Annotated in this window: 16 protein-coding genes and 1 tRNA gene; 11 read left to right on the top strand and 6 right to left on the bottom strand. The window is 63.9% G+C overall.

What is annotated here, in order from left to right:
- Positions 1–180 precede the first annotated feature (180 nt).
- From HK353_RS10035 to HK353_RS10000, 8 genes are all read left to right on the top strand, one after another.
- Complete coding sequence (locus HK353_RS10035) at positions 181–1,485, top strand: NRAMP family divalent metal transporter (RefSeq protein ID WP_173155773.1); 1,305 nt, start codon at positions 181–183, stop codon at positions 1,483–1,485.
- 2 nt (positions 1,486–1,487) lie between these two features.
- Positions 1,488–2,273: a LamB/YcsF family protein gene (locus HK353_RS10030; protein ID WP_245395936.1), complete on the top strand. Its 786-nt coding sequence runs from the start codon at positions 1,488–1,490 to the stop codon at positions 2,271–2,273.
- Positions 2,270–3,088 carry a putative hydro-lyase gene (locus HK353_RS10025; RefSeq protein WP_245395935.1) on the top strand — a complete coding sequence of 273 codons (819 nt, stop codon included), beginning with the start codon at positions 2,270–2,272 and terminating at the stop codon, positions 3,086–3,088. Before HK353_RS10030 ends, HK353_RS10025 begins: the two co-directional genes overlap by 4 nt.
- Positions 3,085–4,821: a 5-oxoprolinase subunit B/C family protein gene (locus HK353_RS10020; RefSeq protein WP_173155771.1), complete on the top strand. Its 1,737-nt coding sequence runs from the start codon at positions 3,085–3,087 to the stop codon at positions 4,819–4,821. Before HK353_RS10025 ends, HK353_RS10020 begins: the two co-directional genes overlap by 4 nt.
- Before the next feature lie 3 nt (positions 4,822–4,824).
- Positions 4,825–6,591, top strand: a complete 1,767-nt coding sequence (locus tag HK353_RS10015; RefSeq protein WP_173155769.1) for an acetyl/propionyl/methylcrotonyl-CoA carboxylase subunit alpha — start codon at positions 4,825–4,827, stop codon at positions 6,589–6,591.
- A gap of 139 nt (positions 6,592–6,730) precedes the next feature.
- Positions 6,731–7,204, top strand: a complete 474-nt coding sequence (bcp, locus tag HK353_RS10010) for a thioredoxin-dependent thiol peroxidase (protein ID WP_173155767.1) — start codon at positions 6,731–6,733, stop codon at positions 7,202–7,204.
- A 136-nt stretch (positions 7,205–7,340) separates the two neighbouring features.
- A tRNA-Leu gene (locus HK353_RS10005) sits at positions 7,341–7,425 on the top strand.
- A 127-nt stretch (positions 7,426–7,552) separates the two neighbouring features.
- Positions 7,553–8,014, top strand: a complete 462-nt coding sequence (locus tag HK353_RS10000) for a GNAT family N-acetyltransferase (protein WP_173155765.1) — start codon at positions 7,553–7,555, stop codon at positions 8,012–8,014.
- A 152-nt stretch (positions 8,015–8,166) separates the two neighbouring features.
- Here HK353_RS10000 and HK353_RS09995 read toward each other — a convergent pair whose 3' ends face one another.
- A complete protein-coding gene (locus HK353_RS09995; RefSeq protein WP_245395934.1) occupies positions 8,167–8,814 on the bottom strand; it encodes a MerR family transcriptional regulator in 648 nt (215 codons plus the stop codon).
- A gap of 114 nt (positions 8,815–8,928) precedes the next feature.
- Here HK353_RS09995 and HK353_RS09990 point away from each other — a divergent pair, with 114 nt between their 5' ends.
- On the top strand, positions 8,929–9,369 hold the full coding sequence (locus HK353_RS09990; RefSeq protein WP_173155763.1) for an anthrone oxygenase family protein: 441 nt from the start codon (positions 8,929–8,931) through the stop codon (positions 9,367–9,369).
- A gap of 73 nt (positions 9,370–9,442) precedes the next feature.
- On the opposite strand, the gene HK353_RS09985 is transcribed toward HK353_RS09990, so the two are convergent.
- From HK353_RS09985 to HK353_RS09975, 3 genes are all read right to left on the bottom strand, one after another.
- Positions 9,443–10,072 (bottom strand): maleylpyruvate isomerase family mycothiol-dependent enzyme, encoded by a 630-nt coding sequence (locus HK353_RS09985; RefSeq protein ID WP_173155761.1) that lies wholly within the window; start codon positions 10,070–10,072, stop codon positions 9,443–9,445.
- Complete coding sequence (locus HK353_RS09980) at positions 10,069–10,506, bottom strand: ASCH domain-containing protein (protein WP_173156029.1); 438 nt, start codon at positions 10,504–10,506, stop codon at positions 10,069–10,071. Before HK353_RS09980 ends, HK353_RS09985 begins: the two co-directional genes overlap by 4 nt.
- Before the next feature lie 80 nt (positions 10,507–10,586).
- Positions 10,587–11,216, bottom strand: coding sequence for a TetR/AcrR family transcriptional regulator C-terminal domain-containing protein (locus HK353_RS09975; protein ID WP_173156027.1), 630 nt, complete (start codon positions 11,214–11,216; stop codon positions 10,587–10,589).
- A 134-nt stretch (positions 11,217–11,350) separates the two neighbouring features.
- Between HK353_RS09975 and HK353_RS09970 the strand changes: the two genes are divergently transcribed.
- The gene (locus HK353_RS09970; protein WP_173155759.1) at positions 11,351–12,997 is read left to right on the top strand and encodes an amidohydrolase; all 1,647 of its coding nucleotides are present in this window, start codon (positions 11,351–11,353) and stop codon (positions 12,995–12,997) included.
- Positions 12,998–13,012: 15 nt separating this feature from the next.
- Complete coding sequence (locus HK353_RS09965; protein ID WP_173155757.1) at positions 13,013–14,374, top strand: APC family permease; 1,362 nt, start codon at positions 13,013–13,015, stop codon at positions 14,372–14,374.
- A gap of 50 nt (positions 14,375–14,424) precedes the next feature.
- Here HK353_RS09965 and HK353_RS09960 read toward each other — a convergent pair whose 3' ends face one another.
- Positions 14,425–14,652: an HAD family hydrolase gene (locus HK353_RS09960; RefSeq protein WP_173155755.1), complete on the bottom strand. Its 228-nt coding sequence runs from the start codon at positions 14,650–14,652 to the stop codon at positions 14,425–14,427.
- Positions 14,653–15,083: 431 nt separating this feature from the next.
- Positions 15,084–15,239 carry a DUF3263 domain-containing protein gene (locus HK353_RS17105; protein WP_281063475.1) on the bottom strand — a complete coding sequence of 52 codons (156 nt, stop codon included), beginning with the start codon at positions 15,237–15,239 and terminating at the stop codon, positions 15,084–15,086.
- Between the last annotated feature and the right edge of the window lie 363 nt (positions 15,240–15,602).

Genomic DNA, 15,602 nt, shown 5'->3' with positions numbered 1-15,602 from the left:
CGAACTCCCGTCCGTCCGTTGACCAAGAGACGACGAAAAGTGTGACCCCCGTCTATGTTTGTTGAACAATGAGTGCTAGATTGTTTACCACTTCACGTGTGCCAGGACACAGTCATCGCTGTCCTCACCCCATCGGCGCACACGAGGGAACAACTGACCACCAGACAGTCGGAGACTCCTATGTCACACGCACCGGAATCCCAACCGCCGGAATCCTCTTCTACGGATGGGGCCGCCTCGCGCCTTGACAATGCCAAGAGCGAAATCGGATCCAAGATCAGCCGCAGCGCGATCATCGGCGCCATCTTCCTCATGGCCACCTCGGCGATCGGTCCGGGCTTCATCACCCAGACAGCCACCTTCACGGCTCAGATGGGTGCGGCCTTCGCCTTCGCGATCTTCGCGTCGATCCTCATCGACATCGCCATCCAGCTCAATATCTGGCGGATGGTGACCTCCTCGGGCAAACGCGCAGCACAGCTGGCCTCCTCGGCCGTGCCGGGTTCGGGCATCCTCCTGTCCGTCCTGATCGTCGTCGGCGGACTGGCCTTCAACATCGGCAACATCGCCGGCGGCGGCCTCGGCCTCAACGCACTGCTGGGCATCGATCCGAAGCTCGGCGGACTGCTCACCGGCGTCCTGGCGATCGGCATCTTCCTGTTCAAACGCGCCGGAAAGGTCGTCGACGCCGTCGTCCTCGTCCTCGGTGTCGGAATGATCATCCTCACCTGTGTCGTCGCCATCGTCTCGAACCCGCCGGTCGGTGAGGCGCTCAGACAGTCGATCGCGCCCGATACCATCAACTTCGCCACCGTGACCACGATCGTCGGCGGTACCGTCGGCGGCTACATCACCTACTCCGGTGCCCACCGCTATCTCGACTCGGGCAAGACCGGCCCGGAGAACGCCAGTTCTGTCATGCGCTCGGCTCTGTCGGGGATCCTCGTCACCGGAGTCATGCGCTACGTCCTCTTCCTCGCCATCCTCGGCGTCGTCGCCTCCGGTGTCGCTCTCGACCTCGACTCGAGCGTGGCCAACCCCGCCGGTCAGGCCTTCGCCGCTGTCCTCGGAGATGCGGGAATGCGCATCTTCGGCGCGATCTTCTGGGCCGCGGCTCTGAGCTCGGTCATCGGTGCCGCCTACACCTCGGCGACGTTCCTCTCAGCGTTCTCCAAACGCCTCGAAGGCGGCTGGCCGCTGCAGCTGGCAACCGTGTCCTTCATCGTCGTCTCGCTCGTCGTCTACCTCGTCCTCGGCACGGCACCTGCCACACTGCTCGTCTTCGTCGGCGGCTTCAACGGGCTCATCCTGCCGATCGGTCTGACGATCTTCATGTACATCGGCTGGTTCAGGCCGCGCCTGCTGCGCACTGATTCGTACCCGAAGTGGTTGCTCATCATCGGCACCGCGGCAACACTGGTCACGTGGTACACGGCCACACAGTCCATCGGCCCCATCTTCGCCATGATCGGAATCGGAGGGTGACATTGTCTGTCAACAGCGAACTGAGAATCGACCTCAACTCTGACCTCGGGGAGAACGTCCCCGACCGTGTCGTCAGCGACGATGCCGCCATGCTCGGCCTCGTCACCAGTGCCAACGTCTCCTGCGGGTTCCATGCCGGCAAGCCGGAAGGCATCCGCGCCACCGTCGACGCCGCCACGAAGGGCGGAGTCGTCATCGGAGCCCACCCCGGATACGACGACTACGAGGGCTTCGGCCGCCGCACCCTCGACGTGCCCGCCGCCACCCTGCAGGCCCAGGTCGAATACCAGATCGGCGCGCTCATCGGCCTGACCACTGCCGTCGGCGGAACCGTCTCCTACGTCAAACCCCACGGCGGCCTCTACAACGCGATCGTCCACGATGAGGCGCAGGCGAAGGTCGTCGTCGATGCCGTCAGTGCCATCGACGACTCGCTGGTCTTCCTCGGACTCGCCGGCAGCGTGGCCAACCGCGTCGCCGCCGAATCCGGGCTGGCCGTCGCCGCCGAGGCCTTCGCCGACCGGTCCTACAACCCCGACGGTTCCCTGGTCTCCCGGTCGGAGCCGAACGCGGTCCTCCACGACCCAGAGGCCGTGGCCGCGCGCGTCCTGCGCCTCGTCCAGACTGGACAGGTCGAAGCCATCGACGGCAGCCTCGTCGACGTCGATGCGCAGTCCATCTGCTTCCACGGCGACAGCCAGGGATCCATCGACATGGCTCGGGCGGCCCGTGACCTCCTCGAATCCGAAGGCGTCATGATCGCCGCCTTCGCCGGAGCCGGACGATGAGCGCTACCACCCCCACAGGCACCTCTGCCATGGACACGATGCGGGCTGCGGGTGCGGAAGCCCGCGCACGCATCCGGACAGGATTCGACGGTCCCACCTCGGGGATGGCGCCGGGACTCGTCCAGGCGAACCTCATCTCCGTCCCCGCGGACTGGGCCTTCGACGTCCTCCTCTTCACCCAGCGCAACCCGAAGCCGTGCCCGGTCGTCGACGTCCTCGAACCCGGACAGCTGGCATCCGCACTGGCCCACGGCAGCGACATCCGCACGGACATTCCCGGCTACCGGATCTGGGAGAACGGCGTTCTGACCGACGAGGTCACCGACGCCACCGAGGCGTGGGAGCAGCATCCGGACCTCGTGTCGTTCCTCATCGGCTGTTCGTTCACCTTCGAGAACGGCCTGACCGAAGCGGGCATCCCGATCCGCCACCAGGCAGCCGGTCGCAACGTGCCGATGTACCGCACATCGACGGCCTGTCGTCCCGCCGGTCGGATCAGCGGGGACATGGTCGTGTCCATGCGCCCGATCCCGGCATCCCAGGTCGCCGAGGCTGTGCGCATCACCGACCGCTTCCCCGCCGTCCACGGTGCACCGATCCACATCGGCGAACCATCCCAGATCGGCATCGCCGACCTCGGCGCCCCCGATTTCGGCGACGCCCCGGTCATCGAAGACGGCGACATTCCCGTCTTCTGGGCCTGCGGCGTCACTCCGCAGGCAGCCATCCAGGCATCCGGAATCCCCTTCGCAATTACGCACTCACCTGGGAAGATGTTCATCACCGACGAACCGGAAGACACCTACCGCCAATGACCTCGACACCGCCGGCCGGCTCCCCGGTCTTCCACACCGCGTCCAGTCGCCACCTCCTCGTCGAGTGCGCCGATCTGACCGCGACGATGGCGCTACACCGCAGCCTCGAAGCCGCCGATCTGCCCGGCGTCACCGAACTCATCCCCGCCGCCCGCACAGTGCTGATCAGTTTTGATCCCGCACGCACGAACGCCGAGATCCTCGCCGAGGCAGTGCGCGGGCTCGGGCACACCGAGTCGGCCTCGGATGCGGCCCGTGAGGTGACGATCGATGTCCACTACGACGGGGACGACCTCGACGAGGTGGCCGACCTCCTCTCCGTCTCCCCCGCCGAGGTGATCAAACGCCACCAGGCGGCGACCTGGCAAGTCGCGTTCGCCGGGTTCGCCCCCGGCTTCGGCTACCTCGCCGGCGACGACGAACTCTTCAACGTTCCCCGCCGTTCGTCCCCACGCACGCGAGTGCCAGTGGGGTCGGTGGCTTTGGCCGGCGAGTTCACCGGCGTCTACCCTCGCTCCTCCCCCGGCGGCTGGCAGCTCATCGGACGCACCGATGCGAAGCTGTGGGACCTGGACCGGGAACCACCGGCCCTGTTCGTACCCGGCACGATCGTGAAATTCGCCGAGGCGGGGCGCGAGACCGTCGAGGTCGCGGGCTCGAGTGCGAGGTCGGGTGCCTCAGGTTTCTCGGGTTCGCCAGGTGCGGAAGGTTCGGCGTCGGATTCTGCGGTGGATTCTGCAGCGGATTCGGCATCCGATTCGGCGGCAGCGGCCTCCCATTCCCTCGAGGTGCTGCGTCCCGGGCTGCAGCTGCTCATCCAGGATCTCGGCCGACCAGGTTTCGCCTCGATGGGCGTCTCCGCCGCCGGCGCCGCCGACCGCACCGCGCTGACCGCGGCCAACCGCCTCGTCGGCAATGCCGAGACCGCTGCCGGGCTGGAGAGCTTCGGGGGCGCAGTGCTCCTGCGTTGCACGGGTGACGGCGTCGCCGCTGTCACCGGGGCCACCGGAACGATCACCGTGACCGCTGCCGATGGCACGGTCCTCACGCCCCGCCTCGGCGAGGCCTTTGCCCTGTCCGACGGGGACGAACTCGAGCTCGGACCAACCGAGCGCGGAGTCCGCCGCTACTTCGCCGTGCGCGGTGGAATCGCTGTCGAGACGGCTCTCGACAGCAGCTCCGCCGACACCCTGGCCGGGCTCGGTCCGGCCGCTGTGGACAAAGGCACCACGGTGGGAGTACACGATCCGCGGACGGCGCCCCACCTCGTCGATCCCGATCCCACGCAGCCAAGGGATCTTCCGCAGGCGGGGGAAACCGTGACGCTGAGCGTGACGCTGGGACCGCGCGAGGACTGGTTCACCGAGGCCGGGATCGAGACTCTGCTGTCACAGGAGTGGACGGTCACCCACGAATCCGACCGGGTCGGACTGCGACTGAACGGTGAGGTTCCACTCGAACGTGCCCGCACGGGCGAGCTGCCCAGCGAAGGCGCGGTCACCGGTGCCCTGCAGGTTCCGCCGAACGGTCAGCCGGTTCTCTTCGGGCCCGACCATCCGCTCACCGGCGGCTATCCGATCATCGCCAGTGTCGATGATGTCGACCTCGCCGCGCAGCTGCCTCCCGGCGTGAAGCTGCGCTTCACCACCTCTGCCCGACCGACGCCGAACGCCCACTCGGCCGAGGCGTCCAGCACCGCAGCAGGGCCCCGCACCAACGAGAACGAAGGCTGAACAATGTCGAGAATCCTCATCGCCAACCGCGGCGAGATCGCCGTCCGCATCATCCGCGCCTGCGCCCAGCACGGCCACACTTCGGTGGCTGTCTATGCTGATCAGGACGCCGACGCCATGCATGCCCGGCTTGCAGACGAAGCGTTCGCTCTGCCTGGGACGACAGCGGGCGACACGTACCTCAACATCGATGCGATCCTCTCCGCAGCGAAGGCCGCCGGTGCCGATGCCGTTCACCCCGGTTACGGATTTCTGTCCGAGAACGCCGACTTCGCCGCCGCCGTCGAAGGCGCCGGCCTCATCTGGATCGGTCCGACCGCGGACACGATCACGGCCCTCGGCGACAAGGTCACGGCCCGTCAGCTCGCGCAGAAGGTCGGCGCTCCCCTGGCACCGGGCATCGACCGTCCCCTGGAGAACGCGGCCGAGGTCGAGTCCTTCGCCGCCGAGGCGGGACTGCCGATCATCATCAAGGCCGCCCACGGTGGCGGCGGACGCGGAATGAAGATCGTCCACGAACTGACCGAGGTAGCCGGTGCCTTCGAATCGGCGACCCGTGAGGCCGTCGAGGCTTTCGGTCGGCCCGAGTGCTTCGTCGAGAAGTTCCTCGAGCGTCCCCGCCATGTCGAGGTCCAGGTCGTCGGCGACGGTCAGGGTCGAGTCGTGGCCGTCGGTGACCGCGACTGCTCCGCTCAGCGGCGCAATCAGAAGCTCATCGAGGAAGCACCCGCCCCGGGACTGACGGATGAGCAGCGTGAGCGCCTGCACCGTTCGGCCGAAGCCATCTGCGCCGAGGTGGACTACCGCGGTGCCGGCACCGTCGAGTTCCTGCTCGCTGCCGATGGCACCATGACGTTCCTCGAGGTCAACACCCGACTGCAGGTCGAGCATCCCGTCACCGAGGTGACCTCAGGGGTCGATCTCGTCGCCGAGCAGTTCCGCATCGCCTTCGGCCAGGGACTGTCTCTGGAATCGACCCCGCAGCCGGTCGGTCATGCCATCGAACTGCGCATCAACGCCGAAGATCCCGGCCGCGGCTTCCTGCCGACTCCGGGACGCATCGATGTCCTCGATGTGCCCGGCGGCCTCGGTGTGCGCTGGGATTCCGGGGTGCGAGCCGGCGACACCGTGCAGCCGGCCTTCGATTCCCTCTTCGCGAAGCTCATCGTCCACGGTCCCGACCGCGGGCAGGCGATTGCGCGCACCGTGACAGCGGCGAAGGAGCTCCATGTCGAGGGTCCGGCCACAGTGCTGCCGTGCTCCCTGGCGATCCTCACCGATGAGGCGTTCACCGGTCTCGGAGGCAACGGCGTCGACGGCATCCACACGCAGTGGATCGAAGCCGAGCTGCTGCCGCGCTTCGAGACTCAGGAGCGCCCGGCCCCGGTCGCCGACGGTCAGATGCAGCGCATGTCTATCGAGATCGACGGGAGGCTCACCACGATCGGACTGCCCGCCGGACTGCTCGCGGCCCTCGGCTCGGTCGGTGGGACCGGTCAGGGCAGCGGGCCGGGCGGCGAGGTCGGTGGTGCCGGAAACGGTGGAGCCGCCTCGGCGAGTGCCGGGGATGTCACCGCTCCTGTGCCGGGCAGCCTTGTGGACTTCCTCGTCGAGGACGGTGCGCAGGTGGCGGCCGGTGACGAGGCCGCTGTGCTCTCGGCGATGAAGATGGAAACCCGGGTCGAAGCCCCGGTCGCGGGAACGTTTCGCCAGGTCGCGGCGGTCGGCGACGTCGTAGCGGTCGGGCAGGCCATCGCACGGGTCGACTGAGACGGCGAGCCGCCTCGGCGAAAGGACCGGTCGAGGTGACTGCGCGCATCGGTCGAGGCATCGGGCTCGGCAACGGAATAGAGTGGTGGTCAGCAATGGTTGTCCATCATGGAGACCACCCCAATCAGGAGGAGCATTCATGCCACGTCTGTCGGTCGGCGACACCGCCCCGGACTTCACCCTCGTCAACCAGGACGGGAAGTCCGTCAGCCTCAGCGACTTCCGAGGTCAGCGGGTCGTCGTGTACTTCTACCCCGCCGCTATGACCCCAGGTTGCACGACCGAGGCCTGCGATTTCCGGGACTCGCTCTCAGCACTCAAGGCCGCCGGAATCGCCGTCGTCGGCATCTCCCCGGACAAGCCGGAGAAGCTGCAGCAGTTCATCGAGAAGGAAGGTCTCAACTTCGACCTCCTCTCCGATGAGGACAAGACGATGATGACCGAATGGGGTGCGTTCGGCGAGAAGAAGAACTACGGCAAGGTCGTCCAGGGCGTCATCCGCTCAACCGTCGTCGTCGATGCCGAGGGCAAGGTCGAACTCGCCCAGTACAACGTCAAGGCCACCGGGCATGTCGCCCGCGTGCGCAAGGAGCTCGGCATCGACGCTGCCTGAGTCTGCTGCAACTTGAGCGTCGGGCGGGCCGAACTGCCCGTGCTCAACGTGAGCATCGGGGCGGTCCGAGTTTTCAACAACTCGGGCCGCCCCTGCTAATCTTGAGGACGTTGCGGCCGCGTGGGTGGCCGCTTCAGCGCGAGTGGCGGAATTGGTAGACGCGCTGGATTTAGGTTCCAGTGTCTTCGGACGTAGGGGTTCAAGTCCCCTCTCGCGTACCACGGTCCCCGGCGCGGAAGTCGACAGACTTCCGCACCGGGGACTTTTCTGTCGTCACATCTGTACGCGAACAGATGCGGAGAACGTAATGTGGTCATTGGTGCACCGAACCTAGTGAGAGGACTGCCGATGACGACGTCCCCGGCCCCGACGATCCGCCCCACCGCTCCTGCCGATGAGGCCCGGTGGAAGGAGCTCTTCCGCGCCCGCGAGTTCTACCGACTGGAGCCCTCCGAGGAGGTCGTCTCCCGCGTGTGGTCGTGGCTGACCGACTCCGCCCATGAATGCCAGGGACTCGTCGCCGAGGCGGACGGATCGATCGTCGGAATCGCCGACTACCGTCGTTTCTCACGGCCCTCGACCGGCAGCGTCGGCATCTGGCTCGACGATCTCTTCACCGATCCCGAGGCGCGCGGCCGAGGTGTCGGCCGTGCCTTGATCTCCCGGCTGCAGGCCATTGCCTCGTCCGAAGGCTGTTCGGTGGTCCGGTGGATCACCGCCGATGACAACGCTCAGGCTCAGGTGCTCTATGACGATGTCGCGACGAAGACTAATTGGCTCACCTACGACGCGAAGCCGCAGGAGTCGTGAGCGCTGAGGTGCCGGGTGACGTGAGCCCGACGAGGTGCAGTTATATCGGTTCGAATTCAGGGAAGCGCTCGATTCCTACCTGGCGGATCCGCGACGTCAGGCGCAGGCCGCTGAACGCGATCGCGTCATCGCCAGGACGGAGCTGTTCCCCGTCAGCTTTCTTCCGAGCGAGTGAGGTCCTGCGCGAAGTGCTGCTGTGCGAGCAGGACCAGCGCCTCGAGCAGCGGTCGGCGCAGCACGCTGCCGAGGACGACTCCGCGGATCCGCTCCTCCAGACTGTCTGCGTCTCCGATCGCGTCGAGGTCGGTGCGACCGACGTCTTCAGCGGCTTCGACATAGGCGTCGAGTCGGTCGAGGATCGGAGTCAGGTTCTCCGTAGTCAACATGGCAACCGCGCTCACAGCCGCCCGATAGGCCGGTGACGACTTCGCACAGCGCCACCCTCGCGCGGTGATCGCGCGGTCGAGTATCGCCGAGGCGGCTGAATCGTCCGTCTCGGCCTCGTCGATGAGCGCGTCCTGGACGACGCCCATCGCTTCGACTTCCGAGGCCTGCCCGTCCACAGCATCAACGACGGCTCGCACCTTCGCCAACGGCAGTCCGGCCACCGACGTCAGCGCCCCGATGAGGCGCAGCCGCTCGAGATGAGTGCGATCGTAGACGGCTTGATTCACGCTTGTCCGTCGCCCCGGCTGCAGCAGTCCTTCGCGGAGGTAGTACTTGATGGTCGGCACGCTGAGGCCCGAACGACGGGACAGCTCCGCCATCCTCATCCCCGACTTCTCCGCTGCTTCCTGCATCGTCATCTCCTCCCGGCACTGTCAGCAATGTTCGGTGACTGGTCTTGCTCGACCCTAGCAGATACCTCTACTATCTATTATGGATAGTATAACTACCTATTAAGAGGAGAGGTCATGGATGCCTTGACTTTGGCTGCGGTCCTCGTCACCGGCTTCGTCGGCTCAGCGGAATTCGGGTCGGCCGCCTTGGTTCATCCGGTGATCCGTCAGCTGAGGACGGACGATCAGCTGATCATGGAGAGGGGCCTGCTGAAGACGTTCGGCCGGGTGATGCCGGTGGGGATGACCGCGGCGACAGCGCTGGCCATCATCATTGCCATCGATGAGCCCAACGCATGGTTGGTTTCGGCAGCAATCAGCCTCAGCGTCGCTCTGGTCGTGACGATCATCGGGAACGTCCCGATCAACACCCGGACGGGACGGATCACCGAGGAGACCGCACCCGAGGGATTCATCGCCATGCGCAGACGGTGGGACGCCTTCCAGGTCGTGCGCGCTTCACTGCAGCTTCTCGGATTCGTCCTGGTCGCGGTCGGAGCCGTCGGACTCACCTGAGCACCCGTCAACGTTCATCTCGTCGTCAGGGATGTTCCGGCACGCGCGTCGCAGAACTCTGACCGCTGAGGTTTCAGTCCATCCGCTGCCGGAGTTCGGCGACTCCGCTCCCGGTCAGATCCGTAAGTGCTTCCGGTCGACCGGCCATGGCCAGGACGAGGTCGAGGACACGACCGGTCACCTCCGGCCCGCTTCCGGATTCGAAGTCGGCGTCGACAGCACTGAGCTTCAGCCCTTTGACCAGGGTCTTCGAGTTCACGGCGAAGTCCTTAGAGGCGAAGTATCGGGCCACCTCGACGGTCGCCTCGGCGCCAGGGGTCAGGTCAAGTTCCAGTGATCGTGCGATGTCCTGGCCGTGGACGATGACTTCACCGAGGAAGGCCGGGAAGTCTTTGGTCGGCGCGATAGTCAGTGGGATCGAGTTGTGGAACCTCGCAAGGGTGCCCTCTTCTGAGTCGCCGAGGCGGCGCTCGAGCAGTCGCGCATTGTGTTTGGCAGGATCGAATCCCGCCCGAACGATGCTGCGGATCCAGGCCCACTTTCCGGTGTTGGCTGCGGCTGTCAGGTGGGCGACGACCTGCTCGACCGTCCAGTCTGCACACAGAGTGGCGAGCGCCCACTGCTCGGGTTCGAGTGTGGTCAGCAGATCGGCCAGGCGTGCGCGCTCCGCGTGAATGAGGTCCCAGTATTCGGTCTCGTTCATCTGCTCGTCCCCTGTGATTCGTCGCCGGAGACGCTCACGCGCCCTTCGCCTTCTAGGTCGAACAGCAATCGGAAGCGTTCGCAGACGACCGGCATCTCGAACGAGAACCCGCGTCGACCATGCTCCTGCCAAAACCGCTCATGGATCTCGCGCCAGGCGGCCAGGGTTCGGTCGCCCTCCCCTTCCGAATGGGCATGCTCGGCGGTCACCTCGGAGAACGGGACGATGTCGATCGCCGTGGTTTCGATGAGGGCTCTCGGTCGGCCTCGGCCATCGAGGATGATGCTCAGTTCACCCACCTCGGGTACGGATTCGTCATCGGCTTCGATGTCCCACAGCGCCGAGGCGGTGCCCGTCTTGGTCCCAGCCAGTACGAGAGCGAGGAGGTCGTCCGCATGCTCGGGAGTCGCGCCGAAGGCCCATGCTTCAGGCATCGCCTCCGGTAGGTCGGGGATGCGGCTGCGGACCCGCCCCCAGAACGAGTCGAGTGTGACATCGAGCTTTGCCGAATGACTCACGACACTGCCTCAAGCTGATGCTTCAGACCTTGGATCAAGCTAGTGAGTCCAAACTCGAAGGACACCACCGCTGACGAGTTCTCGCCGAACCGAGGATCCAGCGCACCTTGAATCTCCGCAAATCTTTCTCCGGCCGATTCTTGAGTGATGAGGTCGACCGGAGCGACGATGTCCAGAGCGGAACCGAGGACATAGGCCTCAACGGACCGCATCACCGCCACAGTTCGACCCTGCGGCCATCCCCCTCGACGAAGTCCACCGATCACTGAGTCATACATTTCATACGTTGAGAGGTCTCGGATCGAGGTCGTGGCCAGCAATCGGATGAGGTTCGGATGGTCGGCAAAGGCTCTGAGATACGACCGGGCCCACAGCTCCAGAGCCCTGTCCCACGGCACGCTCTCCGACGATTCCTTGAGCCCAGAAAATACTTGAACGTCGATTCCAGCCACAATACGGGCGCGCATCAATTCGATGAGTTCACCTCGGCCGGAGACATGGTTGTACAGAGAGGACACCTGCCTGTCGACGCGAGTCGCCAGAGTTCGCATCGACAATGACTCTTCGCCGAGGTCGTCGACAAGCGCCAGCGCGGCATCAACCAGCCGATCCTGATTCAATCTCACAGAATGCTCGCTCTCAATTTCGCACTTCCCTACATCTTTCGAGCAGTGTATCGTGATCCCAGTCACATACGAACACTGTTCGTGTAAACGCCGGTGCGGCCGGCCATACGCGATGGAGCAGGAGGACGGCAGTCTTGACGACACAGCACTTCCACAACGGCACGGTCTGGCTAGGTGCCGGTGCCGAACCTTCGGACTCTCTTGTCACCCAAGACGGCATTGTCGTTGCCGCTGGTTCATACGCGGTGGCTCCCGTCCTCGATCGTGTCTCGAGCCACGACGACGCAGAGTTTGAGTCCATCGATCTCGACGGCGGCTTCCTCATGCCGTCCTTCGGTGACGGCCATGCTCATCCGATCTTCGGTGGCATGGAAGCAGAGGGCCCACAGGTGAGATCATGCACGAGCGTCGAAGAGATCATCGCTGAAGTGAAACGGTACGCCGAGACTCATCCCGACGATGACTGGATCACTGGTGCCTCATATGACGGCAGCCTCGTACGCGACGGCCTCTTCGACGCCGAATGGCTTGACAGAGCCGTGTCCGACCGACCGGTCGTCCTTCGCGCTTGGGACTACCACACCGTGTGGTGCAATTCTCGAGCATTGGAAATCGCGGGAATCACCGCCGCAACCCCGGAGCCGCAGATAGGCGAGATTCCTCGCCGAGACGACGGCTCACCGCTGGGCACTCTGCGTGAATGGGGTGCAATTGATCTGATCGACGCCGTTCGTCCGCCACACCACGATTCCGTCCGACTTCGCGCTCTCGATCGGGCAGCCGACTATTACCTGGCTCGAGGCGTCACTTGGGTTCAGGACGCTTGGGTGGAGCCAGCCGATGTCGAGACCTATGTGACCGCCTCTCAGCAGAATCGGCTCAAACTGCGATTCAACCTCGCGTTCTACGCCGACCCCCGCCGCTTCACGCAACAGCTGCCCGAAATGCTCTCTGCGCGCCAAAGGATCGAGGAACTTTCGGATCCGTTCCTGACCGCTCAGACCGTGAAGTTCTTCGCCGACGGAGTCATCGAGAACGAAACCGGTGCGCTGATCGAGCCCTACTGCTCCTCCCTTCACAATCACGGCATGCGAGTCTGGGAAGGAGATTCGCTGGCAGAGGCGGTTCGCGAAGTCGACGCGACAGGTTTTCAGATCCACATCCACGCCATCGGCGACGCGGCCGTTCGACAAGCATTGGATGCCATCGAGTACACAATCCGGCACAACGGTGCCCGTGATCGACGGCCGGTGATCGCACATGCCCAAATCATCGACTCTGCCGACCTGTCCCGTTTTGCTGAACTCGGCGTCATCGCGAATATGCAGCCTCTGTGGGCTCAGCTCGATGACCTTATGACGGTACTCACCGTCCCCCGGATCGGCAGAGAACGAGCCTTGGCGCAATATCGGATGCGCAGTGTCCTCGACAGCGGTGGGCACCTTGCGTTCGGTTCGGACTGGCCCTGCACTTCTGGGGCGCCCCTCGAGGGTCTCTCCGTTGCCGTGAGCAGACAGACTGATGACGGTGAGCCCGACGGTGGGTGGACTCCCGAAGAGATCCTCGACGTCGAACGCTCTCTCGACGCCTACTCCAGGTCGGTGGCCTACCAAGGCTTTGCCGACTTCGGATCCGAAGAATGGGGCGCGATCCGACCGGGGACGAGCGCAGATTTCGTCATCCTCGACAAGGATCCTCGCACGCTGCCTCCGCAGGAACTATCCGCCACGCCTGTTCGCCGCACATACCTGCGCGGCGTGGCCGTCCATTCAGCGGACTGAATCGAAAGGACAATGATGTCCCATTCCAATCACAACGCCACCGCTCAAGACACCTCCCAAACCCACCTGAAACGTGCACTCGGGGTACCTTCACTCGTCTTCTTCGGCCTCGTCTATATGGTTCCGCTGACCGTCTTCACGACTTACGGAATCGTCACCCAGGTCACCGGCGGCCGCGTCCCGGCCGCTTACGTCATCACGTTGCTGGCAATGGTGTTCACCGCCAGGTCATACGCGAAGATGGCCGGGGCGATGCCCTTTGCCGGTTCGGCATACACGTACACGCAGAAGAGTTTCGGTGCAGGAATCGGCTTCGTTGCCGGCTGGGCACTGCTTCTCGACTACCTATTCTTGCCGATGATCAATTATCTCGTCATCGGCATCTACCTCAGCGCAGCCTTCCCCATGATCCCTGCTTGGGTCTTCGTCGTCTCTGCCATTGTTCTCGTCACCGTCCTCAACGTCATCGGAATCGTCTCCGTTGCACGGGCCAACATCGTCATCATCGCTGCTCAAGCAATCTTCATCGTTGTCTTCGCCGCGCTCGGCATCGCCTCATTCACCGGATCCGGTTCTGTCGACCTAGCGGCGCCGTTCACTGGTGACGGCTCGGCACCCGGATTCGACAATGTCATGGCCGGCGCAGCGATACTGTGTCTGTCATTCCTCGGCTTCGATGCGGTCTCGACTTTGTCCGAGGAAGCCAAGGACGCGAAGAGAGCAGTCCCTCGCGCAATCGTCATCGCCACTGTCACCGGCGGCCTCATCTACATTGTTCTGTCATACCTGGCTCAGCTGGTCTACCCGTCGAATCAGTTCGCCGATGTCGATTCAGGCGCGCTCGACGTCATGGCGGCGGCCGGCGGCGAATTCCTCACCGCCTTCTTCACCGCCGCCTATGTCGCCGGAGCATGCGGCTCAGCTCTGACCTCGCAGGCATCAGTCTCACGCGTTCTCTTCGCGATGGGTCGAGACGGCGTGCTCCCGAAAAGCTACTTCGGCCGCTTGTCACCGCGCTTTCACACACCCACGATTGCGACTCTCACAGTCGGCGGAGTCTCTCTGCTTGCGCTCGCCGTCGACCTCGCATTCATATCGGAGATGGTCAGCTTCGGTGCTCTGATCGCGTTCTCAGCAGTGAATCTGTCGGTCATCAAACACTTCATCATCGACGAGAAGAATCGTGGTTCACGTGCTGTTCTCAGTTCGATCGTTCTACCGGGAATCGGATTCTGTCTGACCCTGTGGCTGTGGACGAGCCTGTCTCCGCGAACTCTTCTCATCGGCGCAATCTGGCTGGTTCTCGGAGTCGGATACCTCGCTTTCGTCACACGGGGCTTCCGTCGGCCGACCCCAATGCTCGACCTGACGGACTGACGCCTCCGCGCTCAGGCCTTGAAGCCAGCTGTCGATTCGACTGATTCGGATCAGACTGACCATCGGAGAGGCTCCTCGATCGCCGCGATCGTCGACAGGCCGCCGAAGTGCACGATCGCGTTCGTACCCACGTCACGAGCGACCCCAGCGCACACCTCGTGGTCATCGATGAAGAACACGTCTTTGGCATCTGCACGCATCCGCTCAAGCGCATTCTCATAAACCTCCAGCTCGGGCTTGAGCAGACCGGTTTCATGACTGCAGAGCATCGGGTCCAAGACTGTAGAATCCGAATCGTCGTTCCTCCTCGGCGCGAGCACCGTCGACCGAGTGCACTAGAATCGCTACGTCGGCGCACGATCGTAGCGCGGATGCATACTCGAACAACTCCGTGTTGAGACGCCCGCGGTGCTCGTCCCACATCTCGCACTCTGTTCGACTTCGGAAATCGAATCAATGAAGTTCTCGATTTCGGGACTACTCGACTTCTGAGACCGCCTGTAATTCCACACCGTGATTGCCTTCGCCGACTCCGCGTCGTTATATCTTGCGACGGCCCAATTGAGCGCAGCATCAGCACCGGCACAATCACTGCTCGAAACTGCGGCCGGGATACTGGGATCAAAGCTATACCGGCGTCACTCCATTTTTCAGAGGATCTTAGAATCTCAATCCGGAATACTGCATCTAACGTGAACGCGACGAGCTACTACATGAACGACTTCCATCGACCTTGCCGCCGTTCGAACGCGAACCGCTCAGCCCGTAACCGTCTGACCCGCTCCACAATGTCCGGGGCGTAACTGCCGGTCGCTTCCGTACCCACCAGCCCTTCGAGCACAACAGCGTATTTCTCGACCGGCAGGTTGATACGTCAGCACAAAGCGTCAAGCACAGCAACCGTGTGCGTGGTCGTCTCCAGATCGAGGATCAACCGATTAGGCTCGGTGAGTTCATGCACAGTGCCAGGAGCTATAGACGCCAGTGTGCCATGTTGAGACCAGACCATTACGACAGTCATAAGGGGGCTTCGCAGTGAGGCATGGCTACTCGGCGCACATGATGATCAAAGCCACCGACGAAACTGTCGAGCTGTACCACATGGAAGTGAGCTTCCCCGCAAGTCGTGGACACGTGAACCACGTCACGCAGCCTGCGTAGACGCTTCCTCCTGAACCCGGCCGGCACTGTGCTCGGCCCGGGACTTCTCCTCAAACTCCACCGGCGG

Origin of the sequence: Brevibacterium permense (assembly GCF_013280495.1) — a bacterium.
Taxonomy (GTDB): Bacteria; Actinomycetota; Actinomycetes; order Actinomycetales; family Brevibacteriaceae; genus Brevibacterium; species Brevibacterium permense.
Note: the sequence above shows the minus strand (reverse complement) of the source record. Positions and strands in the feature narration are given on the sequence as shown.

Excerpts from the sequence above, each read along its gene's own strand:
- HK353_RS10035 (WP_173155773.1), top strand. The coding sequence starts at position 181 with ATGTCACACGCACCGGAATCCCAACCGCCGGAATCCTCTTCTACGGAT.
- HK353_RS10025 (WP_245395935.1), top strand. The coding sequence starts at position 2,270 with ATGAGCGCTACCACCCCCACAGGCACCTCTGCCATGGACACGATGCGG.
- HK353_RS09995 (WP_245395934.1), bottom strand. The coding sequence starts at position 8,814 with ATGCAGGAAGCAGCGGAGAAGTCGGGGATGAGGATGGCGGAGCTGTCC.
- HK353_RS09990 (WP_173155763.1), top strand. The coding sequence starts at position 8,929 with ATGGATGCCTTGACTTTGGCTGCGGTCCTCGTCACCGGCTTCGTCGGC.
- bcp (WP_173155767.1), top strand. The coding sequence starts at position 6,731 with ATGCCACGTCTGTCGGTCGGCGACACCGCCCCGGACTTCACCCTCGTC.
- HK353_RS09985 (WP_173155761.1), bottom strand. The coding sequence starts at position 10,072 with ATGAACGAGACCGAATACTGGGACCTCATTCACGCGGAGCGCGCACGC.
- HK353_RS10020 (WP_173155771.1), top strand. The coding sequence starts at position 3,085 with ATGACCTCGACACCGCCGGCCGGCTCCCCGGTCTTCCACACCGCGTCC.
- HK353_RS09965 (WP_173155757.1), top strand. The coding sequence starts at position 13,013 with ATGTCCCATTCCAATCACAACGCCACCGCTCAAGACACCTCCCAAACC.
- HK353_RS10000 (WP_173155765.1), top strand. The coding sequence starts at position 7,553 with ATGACGACGTCCCCGGCCCCGACGATCCGCCCCACCGCTCCTGCCGAT.
- HK353_RS09980 (WP_173156029.1), bottom strand. The coding sequence starts at position 10,506 with ATGCCTGAAGCATGGGCCTTCGGCGCGACTCCCGAGCATGCGGACGAC.
- HK353_RS10015 (WP_173155769.1), top strand. The coding sequence starts at position 4,825 with ATGTCGAGAATCCTCATCGCCAACCGCGGCGAGATCGCCGTCCGCATC.